This window comes from Acinetobacter sp. CS-2 (assembly GCF_016599715.1).
In the GTDB taxonomy this organism is placed as follows: domain Bacteria; phylum Pseudomonadota; class Gammaproteobacteria; order Pseudomonadales; family Moraxellaceae; genus Acinetobacter.
Genome location: NZ_CP067019.1, coordinates 1175655 through 1188036 on the forward strand (window position 1 = coordinate 1175655; position 12382 = coordinate 1188036).

Sequence of the window (12382 nt, forward strand, 5' to 3'; positions counted from 1 at the left end):
ATCACGTGGCTTGTTTTAACTCATAATTTTGGTGATGAATATGTCAAAAGTAGTTATTGCACTGACTTCAGCGATTGTGATTAGTGGTGTGATCCGTAAAGCCGGTGAAGAAGTAGAAGTCACTCAGGAATTTGCACGAGAGTTGTTGCACCGTGGCCGTGGCACATTGGTCCAGGTGGATGCCGTTCAGGATGATGAACATGAGGAAACCATTGATTTATCCAAAATGAAAAAGGATGAACTGGTGGCCTTGGCGGCTGAATACCAGATCGAGAATCCGGCCTCTTTTACCAAAGAACAGCTGATTGAAAAGATTTCTGCTGCTGCACACGAGGCTGACTAATGCCTGCGCCAAGTTGGGAAAATCTGGATGTTTTTCTGCAGACGGATGCTGCTGGCGGTTTTGCGATTTCCGCCACGGTTGAGTTTGCCAATGGATCAGCAAGCCGGAACATTACCGGTATCTTTGATGAGCCGTATCTGAATGCCCAGCTTGGAGAATATGAGGTTGACGATGCTCAGCCTCGCTTTACCTGTAAAGAAATAGATGCCGTTGGAATCAAACGCCAAGATACTTTAATGCTGGGTGATGGTCGACGGTTTTTTATCATGTCTTATCCTCAGCCAGATGGCACCGGCATGTCGATGCTGAAACTTGAGGTACTAGATGATTCAACTTGATATTCGTGCCGAAGGGATTCAGGCCATTGTTGATGAACTGGAACCTACTGAAAAACAGGCACAAGCTGCTTTAAGGCGAACCCTTAGCCGCATGGCGAAATGGTTACAGACTCGTACTGCACGTGGTTTAAGTAAAGAACTGGAAATGCCGCAAAGGATTATCCGCCGCCGCCTCAAAAAAAGCTCGATTGTGAAAACCAGTGCAGGATTTTCTATCCGTTTGTTCTACGGTTTGAATGATGTGGCGCTGATCCATCTGGGTGCCAGACAGACCAAACGTGGTGTATCTGCCGGCAAGCGCCGTGTCGATGGTGCGTTTATCAGTAAAACCAAGCATCAAGTCTTCAAACGTGTCGGAAAGGCACGCCTACCTATCGAAAAACAGGCCGAAACCATCAAGGCCAAAGCAGACAGCTATCTGGAAGGTGCTGAATTTAATTCAGTCGATTTTCACGCGCAGTTTTTTAAGACATTGGAGCATGAATTGAAATGGCAAATGCGTTAGCCGGTGCTGATCTGGAGCTTTTGCACAGCACCCTTGTTGAAAAACTAAAAGCTCAATTCCCGCAGTTCAAAATTGTCGAGTTTTATCGTGAGGAAGAAGAACGCCGTGCGCCAAGCCAGCAGAATTTGCCTGCGTTAATTCTGGACCTGCCGGAACTGGAACTGGATCCTGAAGGCGATATGTGCACGGAACAGTTGCCACTGGTGGCACGTTTTGAAGCACGGGTGATTGATACCTTTAACCAGCCAAACGCCAAACTCAATATTAAAAAACTGGCCGTTCAATTGGCCTATTACATTTTTAAAAACAAACGCTTTCACGCCTTGAATAATTCGGCGGTAGGTCATGCCACGGTGGATGCCATTGTCGAAGATGATTTCTTTCCGGAACTGGACCGTTTTGAAGTCTGGCGGGTGGATTTCTCCATGCAGCTCGGCATTGGTGCAAATATCTGGGATGAAACCGGCGAAGTGACACCGGATAATCCCGTTTTTAGTTATGCGCCTGATACCGGTACTGTCAATGCGGATGATTATCAGCAGGTGATGCCATGAGTTATGAAGCATCACAAACAGACCGATTACTGGCAAATTTAATCCGCTATGGCCGGGTTCAATCCGTTGCTGGCGGTATGGCCACTGTTGATTTTGATGGTGAAGTCGTTTCAGGTCTGACCTGGACCAAACAGCGTGCCGGGGATGATCGGCAATACCATGCGCCCAGTGTCGGGGAACAAGTGGTAGTCCTTTCTCCCAGTGGAGAATTATCGCAAGGCGTGATTGTTGGTTCGATTTCTCAGGACCTTTTCCCGGATGCCGGCAGCGATGCCAATCCGAGAACCATCTATGCAGATGGCACGGTCATTGAGTACAACAAAACCAGCCATACGCTGACGATTGATGCCAGTGCATCATCTGGCGCGGTCCTGATCAAATGTAACGAGGCCAACATTGAAGCGGCTTCAAGCGTCACGATTGACGCGCCGAACACCACATGCACCGGTAATTTATCGGTGGCCAAATCACTGACCATGGGTGCTGGTGGCGGTACGGCAACCATTACCGGCAATGTGGCCATTAGTGGCGGAACATTAACCCATAACGGCAAAAACATTGGTGCGACACATCAGCATACTGGCGTGCAGACAGGCGGTGGCAATACCGGCGGGGTGCTGTAAATGATGAGTCGTGACACGGGAAAAACTGTAGAAGGACTGGAACATCTGAAACAGTCCATTATTGACATACTGACCACACCGATTGGCAGCCGAGTAATGCGCCGTGATTATGGCTCGCGGCTGTTTGAGCTGATCGACGCGCCAGTCAACCGGGAAACACTGGTGGACTATTATGCCGCTGTTGCTGAAGCGCTGGATCTTTGGGAACCTCGGATTCAACTGCAGCAAGTAGATATTACCAGCGCGGTGGTTGGGTCAATCACTTTGAGCATCACCGGTAAATATCTGATTGATGGTCAGGCTGTGAGACTGGATGGAATTGTAATTAACAAGTAAGGGTTATATGAGCTTAGCAGATTTCAGCACGATTGCAGCGCCAGAACTTATTGAAGAACTGAGTTTTGAAACGATCTTTGCGCAGCGAAAAGCTGCTTTTCTTGCTCTATACACCGATGCAGCTGCAAAAGCTGCAATGACCGAAACACTGGCTTACGAATCTGAACCTATCGTTAAGCTGCTTGAAGAAAGTGCTTATCGTGAGCTGTTATTCCGGCAGCAAAGAAATACAGACGTCAAATCACTGTTGGTGCTTTATTCAAGCGGAACGAATCTGGACAATCTGGTCGCTGACCGTGGATTAAAGCGTTTAACCATTACGCCGGCTACAGAAACCACGGCCGCCGTGATGGAAAGCGATGATGATCTGCGTTACCGCTATATTTTGGCAATGGATGGTTTAAGTGTTGCCGGTCCTACATCCGCGTATGAGTTTTATGCGCAATCTGCCGACGGTCGTGTTGGTGATGTGTCCGTGGTATCACCTCAGGTGGATCTCGCCAATATTGTGTTGGAGAACCTAACGCAGCAGCAATTAATCGACTTAATCAGAACGCTTTTCTATGTCGATATTTATGTGCTGCAAAATGATTCGATCAATGGTGAAGCATCAGCAGAGCTTATCGCTATTGTGCAGGCTGCTTTGGATGATGAAACGGTACGTCCATGCTGTGACAAAGCCGTTGTGCGAAGTGTGACAGCAGTGAATTACAGCATTTCCGCTACGATTTATGCAGAACAGACCGCTCAGGCCGCAAGTGTATTGGAACAAGCTCAGGCAAACTTGGCTGCTTATGTTGAGGATCAGAAGCGCATTGGTCGTTCAATCCGCCGTTCAGCCATTTTTAAAGCATTGCATGTGGATGGGATTGAACACGTTGAAATCACGACGCCAGCAGCAGACATTCTGATTGATCAGACGCAGGCTGGTTATTGCACTGGTGTAACTGTCACTGTAGCGGCGTACTAGATATGACCACCTTATTACCGCCCAATTCGACAGAGCTTGAGTACAAGCTGGAAATTGCAAAAAGTGCAGAGACCAATCTTGAGCGTCGTTTAAACAGCATGATCAATGTGGACAGTATTCCGGATGTATTCCTTGATTTCCTGGCTGTGCAATTGTCAGTGGATTACTGGCGGTTTGACTGGATGCCATCATTAAAACGTAGCCGCTTAAAACAGGCATTTGATCAGCATCGTAAAAAAGGCACGCCGTACGCCATCAAGAAAGCACTAGAACCCTTTGGTTATGCGGTGAAATTGGTGGAGTGGTGGCAGACCAATCCGGTGGGTATCCCTGGGACATTTTATTTAGAGCTGGATCTGGTCGGTAAAGAACTAACCAAAGAAACCTACAAAGAAGTAAACCGTTTGATTGATGAAACCAAGCCAGCCAGCCGCCGTATTTCATCCGTCAACATCACATCCAATCCTGTGCTGAATATGGGCAACATTATTGCCATGCAGGACTCCATTATCTTTGAATGTAATCCAGGACCATAAACATGGCATCTCAATTTTATAACGTCACAACCAACAATGGTGATGCAAAGATTGCAAATGCCATTGCAACAGCAACTAAGCTCAATATTACTCATGTGGTGTTTGGCGATGGTAACGGTAGCGTGCCGACACCAGATAAGAGCCGCACAGCACTGGTCAATCAAGTCTACAGCGTTGCACCATCCAACTATTACTTACATCCAATAATCGCCAATCGTCTGATTGTTGAAGCGATTATTCCAAGTGATGTTGGTGGCTTTTATATTCGTGAAGTCGGGTTGATTGCGGATACTGCTGTTTTGATCAGTGACGGATCTGTAGCACCGATTTTTAAAGAAGCGTCTACAGATGGCACTCGTGAATACAAGCTGAAGTTTGCGATCAATATTGTAGACAGCGGCATTGCAAATATTACGCTGGATAGCTCACTTGTCTATGTCACTCAAGATATGATTGTAGATAACCTGACTACAGCAGATGCAAGAAAGCCGTTGTCTGCAGCACAAGGTAAAGCTCTGCAAGATAATAAACTTGAAGCAAGTAAAGTCGGAATTGCCGGTGGTGCTGCTAGCCTCGGCGTAGATGGTTATGTACCAGATGATGAATTGAAAAAAGCTTCAACTACGCATACGGGTATTGTTCAATTGGTCAATGACTTGGTCACTGGTGGAACAGATAAAGTATTGACGGCTGAGCAAGGGAAAATTATCAACGATAAATTCAATGCCGTGCTTGGAACAACGGGTCATCAAAAATACCTATCTGGAAAAATTGAACAATGGGGCACTGTAACTTTCCCACCGATTGCATCACCAATCAGTTCAAACCAAACAGCTACATTTACTTTCCCATTTGCATTCCCTAACGGTGTTCTTCACGTGTTTGTTACCAATAATACGGGCAGTGGTATTGAAGGTAATGAGTGTACTGTTTCGGTAGAATCAAAAACTAATTCGAGTACTGTGCTTAGAGCATATCGTGTTGCTAGTAATAATGCGGCTGGAAATGAAGCATTTTCAGCATCAGTATTCGCAATCGGGTGGTAATAAAAAAATGATAAAATTCAGCGCATCAAAACAAGCATTTTATGATGATTCTCTTGAATATATCGATCTACCAGATGATTTGATTGATATAACCGAAGAACAACATTACAAATTACTCGACCAGATCAATCGTGGCTGTATTATCTTTCCTGACCTAACTGTATCACCACCACGACCGGATCAGTTTCACATCTGGAACGGCACAGCATGGATAGATCCGCGTACTGATGCCGAAAAACGCGCAGCATATCTGGCAACAGTTCCAGTTCTGACAAAGCGGCAATTCAATCTATATATGTACGAAAACGGCCACACTGCAGAGATTGACGCAATCTTTGCTGCAAACCCACGCGCCAAAATTGAGTTCGATAGTGTGCGGGATATTGAGCGTACGCACCCAACAACATTGTCGATGATCGCGGCATTAGGTTGGACGGATGATCAAGTTGATCAGATGTGGGAACAAGCATTAACACTATAAAGGACAGTATTCAAACTATTCAGTATGAAAAACTGAATAATGAAAAACCGCCATAAATCCTCAAAAATGAATCCAAAATCAGAGCAAGATTGTGGATTCACACATGGCAGACAAATTCCTCCACGGTATTGAGAACGTCACTGTCGATGATGGCACACGCCCGATCACGACAGTACGCAGCTCAACCATCGGTTTGATTGGTACAGCACCACTCGCAGACGAAACAGCATTCCCTTTAAACACGCCGGTACTCATTGCCGGTTCACGCCTTGAAGCCGCCAAACTCGGTACAACCGGTACATTACCAGACGCGATTGATTCAATCTTTGACCAGATCGGCGCCGTGGTAGTGGTGGTCCGTGTCGAGCAAGGTCTGACAGACACCGAAACACTGGCCAATATTTTGGGCGGTGTGGATGCTGTTACGGGTCAGTATGAAGGCGTACATGCATTCCTTGCAGCAGAAAACATGCTCGGTTTCGTACCGAAGATTCTACTTGCACCAGGCTTTACTCAAACCCGCACTTCAGGCGGCGTGCTGACTGTTGGCGTGACTGCTGGCGGTACAGGCTATACCGATGGCACTTACAACCTGACAGTGACTGGTGCAGGGACTGGTGCCGTGATTACCGCAACAGTTCTGGGTGGCATCGTCACCAGTACCGCAATTGTGAATCCGGGTAGTGGTTATGCAGTTGCACCGACCTTGGCACTTCCAGCCGGAGCGGGTGCAGGAACTGGTGCGACATTCAGCATCACTGTGGGCACCGTGGGTAACGCCGTAGTGGCGGAAATGATTGGCATTGCTGAACGTTTAAAATCTGTAATTATTGCCGATGGCCCGAATACCAATGATGCCGATGCAATCGCGTATTCTGGTGACTTCGGTTCCAAGCGTGTGTTCCTGGTTGATCCAAAAGCATTGAAAATTGATAGTACAGGCGCAATTGCGACATCTTGGGCAAGTGCGCATGTTGCCGGCCTGATTGCCAAGTCAGACAATGATCGTGGCTGGTGGTGGTCACCATCAAATCAGGAGATCAACGGCATTGTCGGTACAGCACGTGCGATTGATTTCCAGATGGGTGACGCGAACTGTCGCGCCAATTTGCTGAATGAAAAAAATGTCACCACCATCATCCGTCAAAACGGCTATCGTTTATGGGGTAACCGGACATTGTCCAGTGATCCTAAATGGCAATTCCTGTGTGTGGTGCGTACGGCAGACATGATCGACGAATCATTGAAAGCAGCGCATTTGTTGGCGGTGGATCGTGGCATCACCAAGAACTATGTGAATGATGTGGTCGAAGGTGTCAATGAATACCTACGTTACCTGAAAAACATCGGGGCGATTTTGGGTGGTCAATGTTGGGCAGATCCAGAGCTGAATTCGGCCTTGGTGATCAAATCAGGTAAAGTCTATTTTGACTTTGACTTCACGCCAGTTTATCCAGCAGAGCACATTATTTTCCGCTCGCATTTGGTGGATGACCACATCAAAGACATTTTTGCGTAAGAGGGCATAAAGCATGAGCGTAGCAAAGAATATTCGCAAGAATTTCAACCTGTTTGTAGATGGTCGTGGTTATGCCGGACAAACTGATGAGTTTAACTTTCCAGAACTCAGCCTGCAGACCGAAGAATACCGTGCTGGCGGTATGGATGCACCGATTGACCTGACCACCGGTTTGGAAAAGCTGGTGGCTGACTTTACTTTGAGCTCAGCCAGTAAAGATGTGATGTCGTTATTCAGCGTGCGTGAAGGTGCACAGGTGAAGTTTACCGTGCGTGAAGCCATGGAGGATTTTGACGGTACAGTGGGCAGTATCGTGCACAACCTGACAGGGAAAATTATCAAGATTGCCCAGGGTGGTGCCAAGGCTGGCGAAGTGCCAAAAGACAAATATGAGCTGTCTTTGACCTATTACAAAAAGACCATCAATGGCGCTGTGATCCATGAAATCGACGTGATCAACATGGTTTCGATCATCAATGGTAAAGACGTTCTTTCAGATATCCGTTCAGCATTGGGAATGTAAAAAATGACGCAACAACTACCAGAGTACATTACAGAAACGGCTGAAGGTGACTATCAGATTACCCTCAGTAAAGCGGTGGATATTGATGGTGCCAAGGTGTCGGTTTTAACCCTGCGTGAGCCGACGGTTCAGGACATGCTGGCAGCAGAACTACAGAGCAAGGGACAAGGCGCAGCGCAGCAGGAAATCAACCTGCTGGCAAACCTGTGCGACGTAGCACCAGAGCATATTAAAAGCATGACGTTGAAGAACTACAGCCGTATGCAGGAAGCCTTCAAACTTTTTACATCATAAGTGCAAAAGACATCCGTGCTTTTGTACTGGGCTTGGCTTCATATACTTCATGGCCACTGTCAGAAATTCAAGCGTTAAGAATTTCGCAGTTGCTGTGGTGGTGTGAGGACTTGCCAAAGGAATGAGAGAGTAGCCGTAATGGCTGCTTTTTCGTTTTGAAAAACTGAATAATGATAAATCACGCCGTCCTCAGCAGAATTAAGCCATGAATTAAACCCATGTGATTGAAATGGCAAACAAGCGTTTAAATGCGATTATTGAAATCGGTGGCACAGTCTCGGGCACATTGCGCTCGGCCATCGGTTCAACCACCAGCCAGCTGTCGAAAATCGGTAGTGAAATTACCAAAGTCAAAAACAACCAGCGCCAGCTGGGTGATGCAATTAAAACATTCGGCGGTATGGGCAAGGATGTTGATAATCTGCGAACAAAATATGCAGCCACCGTCACTGAATTAAAAAAACTCGAGTCAGCACAGTCACGTTTAAACAAAGTTGAAAGCGCACGTCTGCAAAACAGCAAAAAGTTTGCGGAACTGCAAAGCCAGATCGGGGCCGCCGTTGCCACTGCTGCGACGATGACCGCACCGGTCGTGATGGCCGCCAAATTTGAAACCGCCATGCTGGGTGTGGCCAAGCAGCTGGAAGGTGCCCGTGATCAAAATGGCAACCTGACCAAAACCTATTTCGATATGCAGAAACAGGTACAGCTGCTTGGGCGTGAACTGCCGATTGCCACCAATGAGATCGCCGCCATGGTATCGGCGGGTCTGCGTATGGGCATTGCCGGGGATGAGGTGGTCGGCTTTACCCGTAAAACAGCCGAGATGGCCACAGCCTTTGAATTGCCGGTAGAAGAACTGGCAGACAACATGGGTAAAATTGCCAATATGTACAAGATCCCGATTCCAGCAATCGGTGATCTGGCAGACTCGATCAACTATCTGGATGACAATGCCATCGCCAAAGGTGGCGACATCATCGATTTTATGCAGCGTGTCGGCGGTACGGCTGCAATGGTGAAAGTCAGCAGCAAGGAAACGGCTGCACTGGGTTCGACATTACTCACCCTGGGTGAAAAATCAGAAACTGCATCGACCGCAATTAACGCCGTATTCTCAAAATTGGGGGCAGCAAATACACAATCAAAACCGTTTAAAGAAATGGTTAAAGAATTGGGCATGTCCACCGGGGAGCTTGGTCGTGGCATGCAGACCAATGCCATCGGCACCATCTTTAAAGTGATGGATGAAATTAAAAAATTACCCAAGCTGGCCGCAGATGGTAAAACCTCGCAGATTGATGCGGTGGCGACCTTATTCGGCGCTGAACACTGGGATACGTTCTCTAAACTGTTAGAAAACCGTGGAGAACTGGAAAAACAGATTGCACTGGCAAACAGCACGGCAGCCAAGGGCAGTATGGGCCGTGAGTTTCAGGCACGTATGGCGACCACGGAAGCGCAATGGTCCACATTGAAAAACCGCGCCTCTGAATTAGCTGTGAATGTGGGCAGTGTGCTGCTGCCTGCTGTCAATGCGGTGATGGGTCAGATCGGTAGTGTAGTTTCGATTGTGGCGGACTGGTCGCAAGCCAATCCAGCCTTGACCAGAACTATTGTGACAGCTGCGGTGGCCTTGGGTACATTTAAAATCGGTTTGCTTGCTACACGTTTGGCTATGATTGCGATCAAGTCACCACTGTTGGCCAGTGTTGGCATGTTTGCACGCCTACAGGCTAGTCTTGCCATGTCGCGCTTATCCTTTACCCGTTTTGTGCCAGTCATCAAGCAAGTTGGATTTGCCTTGCTGCGCACACCTTGGGGCCTTGCAGCCGCTGCCGCCGTCGCTGCGGGTCTGATGATTTACAAATACTGGGACCACATCAAGGCGTTCTTTTCTGGATTCTGGACGGGACTACAGCAAGGCATTGCGCCGTTTAAACAGGCGGTGGTCGGCCTGGTTGCGACTGTCCCTTTGCTGGGCAAGGCATGGGATTTGGTGAGTTCAGCCGTATCTACAGTATTCACCTGGTTTACTCAACTATTGGCACCTGTGAATGCTAGTAAGGAGCAAATTGCAGGTGCGACCAATGCTGGTGTTTCATTCGGTAATTTGGTCGGCGGTGCAATCAATTTGGTACTTGCACCATTAAAACTAGTCGTGAATCTGTTCACCTGGATCATGAACAATGCTGGAAAAGTTATTGGCATGGTTCAAGCTGTCGCTAATTCCAATGTGGCACAAAAAATAGGTGGTGCTGTAACCGCTGCTAAAAATTTTGTGACCGGTGGAGGAGTATCTAAACCACCTACATCGATTGCACGTCCAGCACAAAAACCACCACAGGTCCGTGGTGCACAATCCTTTATGGGCAGTCAAAGCAGTTCATTTGCACCATCATTCACAATTAATGCTGCACCTGGGCAAAGCCCGGATCAGATTGCCGATGCTGTCATGCGCAAGCAAAAGCAGGCACAAGGGGTGCAACAACGTAGTTCTATGGTCGACTGGGGGTATGCTCAATAATGAAAGGTCAAATTTACGGCTCATTTTTAACCATGATGCGTCTTGGTTATTTCAAGTTTGCTATTTATACCGCAGCCTATCAGGAGCTTAACCGCAGCACCCAGTATCAGTGGGGTGAACAGCCAGTATTTGGTGGTTGGGATAACCTTCAGTTTTTGGGACCTGGGCAAGATACACAAACCTTAACTGGGGTGATATTTCCAGAATACAAAGGTGGAACTGGTCAGCTCAATGCATTGCGTGAAATGGCCAGTAAAGGTCGTCCACGATTGTTAATTTCTGGAACTGGAAAGATTCTGGATTATTGGGTGATTACCCAGATTGATGAAGGGCAATCCAAATTTGCTGCACTTGGTGTTCCACGCCGTCAGGAGTTCACCATCACGTTACGTAAATTTGGTGAGAAGTCAGGTAATCTAGGCCTAGTACAAGGCATCATGAATGCAACGGGGTACTCACTGTAATGGCAGCAACATATAGAACCAAAGAGGGTGATACGATTGATTATATTGCCTACCAGTATTATGGGCATACCAACAATCTAGTGGTAGAGAAAATACTGGAGGAGAATCCGCCGTTGGCAGAACAGCCAGCAGTATTGCCGCATGGCATCATGATTATATTGCCAGATGAGCAGGTCACAGCCGTCATCACCACTAATAAGGTGAAACTATGGGATTAAAGCCTTGTTTTAAAGTTATAGCAAATGGATCGGACATTAGTAATGTGATTGAAGAGCTGTTTGAATATATCTCGGTGACAGATCAGACTGGCATTGAATCTGATACCTGTGAAATCAGCCTGATTGATGATCCAGTCACACCGATTTCTATTCCACCACGTGGCGCAGAGATGGAAATATTAATGGGCTATGATGATGCACTTGTGCCAATGGGCAAGTACATCGTGGATGAAATCGAGCTGGAAGGACCACCGGAAAAGATGGTGATTCGTGGTCGTGCGGCTGCTCAAACTGCTTCAAAAAGCGGTCAGGTATCAATGCAGACACAGAAGAGTCGCACCTGGGCAAAAGACACCACAATTGAAGCCACTGTACGCAAGATCGCCAAAGAACATAACCTTGATTTTATGGTCAGTGATTCATTGAAAGCAGTGAAATTGCCGCAGACATCGCAGTCTGATGAATCTGATCTGTCTTTTCTATTCCGGCTTGCCAAACGTTACGATGCGATTTGCAAGCCAGCTGGTGCAAAACTGCTATTTGTGAAACGTGGTGAAATTCAACTGGATGTACTTTCTCTAACCCGTTATCAGCTGTCCAAGTGGAGCATGGTGCGAAGCTCACGTGATAGTACAGGCACAGTCATTGCTTATTGGCATGAGAAAGCCAAAGCGAAAAAGCATGAAGTGAAATTAGGTGATGGTGAACCGGTGCGCCGTTTACGTCATGCCTATGCGGATGCAGCCAGTGCAAAAGCAGGGGCTCAAGCAGCACTGGATAAATCAAAAAGGGATGAAGATAAACTGTCCATTACTTTGCCAGGTGATCCACACGTATCTGCCGAGTCGCCAGTGACCATTAGTGAAATACGTGATGGAATTAATGGGGATTGGATTGTGGATTCAGTGACACATAAAATCGATAAGTCTGTTGGGTTTAATACATCGTTTGAAGCGGTGAAAAATTTGAAGGATGAAGAGTAGTATCTATTCAGGGTAAGCATGTGTTTTAAGGGTGTGGCAATTTGCCATGCCCTTTTTGTTGTATTCAACGACATGGTTTTAATTATGGCGAATTCTACTTAATTAGAATTCCATTCCGAAAT

General features: G+C 47.0%; 17 protein-coding genes. All 17 read left to right on the forward strand.

Annotated features, from left to right (window positions below; all coding sequences use genetic code 11):
• Positions 1 to 40: 40 nt before the first annotated feature.
• On the forward strand, positions 41 to 343 hold the full coding sequence (locus JFY49_RS05750; protein ID WP_200224395.1) for a Rho termination factor N-terminal domain-containing protein: 303 nt from the start codon (positions 41 to 43) through the stop codon (positions 341 to 343).
• Entirely contained in the window at positions 343 to 681 is a 339-nt protein-coding gene (locus JFY49_RS05755) for a hypothetical protein (protein ID WP_200224398.1), read from the forward strand. Before JFY49_RS05750 ends, JFY49_RS05755 begins: the two co-directional genes overlap by 1 nt.
• Positions 668 to 1186, forward strand: a complete 519-nt coding sequence (locus JFY49_RS05760) for a phage tail protein (RefSeq protein ID WP_200224400.1) — start codon at positions 668 to 670, stop codon at positions 1184 to 1186. Before JFY49_RS05755 ends, JFY49_RS05760 begins: the two co-directional genes overlap by 14 nt.
• Positions 1171 to 1740, forward strand: a complete 570-nt coding sequence (locus JFY49_RS05765) for a hypothetical protein (RefSeq protein ID WP_200224402.1) — start codon at positions 1171 to 1173, stop codon at positions 1738 to 1740. Before JFY49_RS05760 ends, JFY49_RS05765 begins: the two co-directional genes overlap by 16 nt.
• Complete coding sequence (locus JFY49_RS05770; protein ID WP_200224405.1) at positions 1737 to 2363, forward strand: phage baseplate assembly protein V; 627 nt, start codon at positions 1737 to 1739, stop codon at positions 2361 to 2363. Before JFY49_RS05765 ends, JFY49_RS05770 begins: the two co-directional genes overlap by 4 nt.
• A gap of 3 nt (positions 2364 to 2366) precedes the next feature.
• Positions 2367 to 2699 (forward strand): GPW/gp25 family protein, encoded by a 333-nt coding sequence (locus tag JFY49_RS05775; RefSeq protein ID WP_179989887.1) that lies wholly within the window; start codon positions 2367 to 2369, stop codon positions 2697 to 2699.
• Between the two features lie 7 nt (positions 2700 to 2706).
• Positions 2707 to 3669, forward strand: coding sequence for a baseplate J/gp47 family protein (locus tag JFY49_RS05780; protein ID WP_200224410.1), 963 nt, complete (start codon positions 2707 to 2709; stop codon positions 3667 to 3669).
• A gap of 2 nt (positions 3670 to 3671) precedes the next feature.
• A complete protein-coding gene (locus JFY49_RS05785; RefSeq protein ID WP_200224412.1) occupies positions 3672 to 4205 on the forward strand; it encodes a phage tail protein I in 534 nt (177 codons plus the stop codon).
• A 2-nt stretch (positions 4206 to 4207) separates the two neighbouring features.
• A complete protein-coding gene (locus tag JFY49_RS05790) occupies positions 4208 to 5251 on the forward strand; it encodes a phage tail protein (RefSeq protein WP_200224414.1) in 1044 nt (347 codons plus the stop codon).
• Positions 5211 to 5732, forward strand: a complete 522-nt coding sequence (locus JFY49_RS05795; protein WP_200224416.1) for a hypothetical protein — start codon at positions 5211 to 5213, stop codon at positions 5730 to 5732. The genes JFY49_RS05790 and JFY49_RS05795 overlap by 41 nt, the downstream gene beginning before the upstream one ends.
• A 103-nt stretch (positions 5733 to 5835) precedes the next feature.
• Complete coding sequence (locus JFY49_RS05800; protein WP_200224418.1) at positions 5836 to 7251, forward strand: phage tail sheath subtilisin-like domain-containing protein; 1416 nt, start codon at positions 5836 to 5838, stop codon at positions 7249 to 7251.
• A gap of 13 nt (positions 7252 to 7264) precedes the next feature.
• Entirely contained in the window at positions 7265 to 7774 is a 510-nt protein-coding gene (locus JFY49_RS05805) for a phage major tail tube protein (RefSeq protein ID WP_200224420.1), read from the forward strand.
• Between the two features lie 3 nt (positions 7775 to 7777).
• A complete protein-coding gene (locus tag JFY49_RS05810) occupies positions 7778 to 8068 on the forward strand; it encodes a phage tail assembly protein (RefSeq protein WP_200224422.1) in 291 nt (96 codons plus the stop codon).
• 229 nt (positions 8069 to 8297) lie between these two features.
• The gene (locus tag JFY49_RS05815; RefSeq protein WP_200224424.1) at positions 8298 to 10595 is read left to right on the forward strand and encodes a phage tail tape measure protein; all 2298 of its coding nucleotides are present in this window, start codon (positions 8298 to 8300) and stop codon (positions 10593 to 10595) included.
• Positions 10595 to 11059 (forward strand): phage tail protein, encoded by a 465-nt coding sequence (locus tag JFY49_RS05820; protein WP_200224427.1) that lies wholly within the window; start codon positions 10595 to 10597, stop codon positions 11057 to 11059. Before JFY49_RS05815 ends, JFY49_RS05820 begins: the two co-directional genes overlap by 1 nt.
• Positions 11059 to 11277 (forward strand): tail protein X, encoded by a 219-nt coding sequence (locus JFY49_RS05825; protein ID WP_200224429.1) that lies wholly within the window; start codon positions 11059 to 11061, stop codon positions 11275 to 11277. The genes JFY49_RS05820 and JFY49_RS05825 overlap by 1 nt, the downstream gene beginning before the upstream one ends.
• Entirely contained in the window at positions 11268 to 12260 is a 993-nt protein-coding gene (locus JFY49_RS05830; RefSeq protein WP_200224431.1) for a phage late control D family protein, read from the forward strand. The genes JFY49_RS05825 and JFY49_RS05830 overlap by 10 nt, the downstream gene beginning before the upstream one ends.
• Positions 12261 to 12382 lie beyond the last annotated feature (122 nt).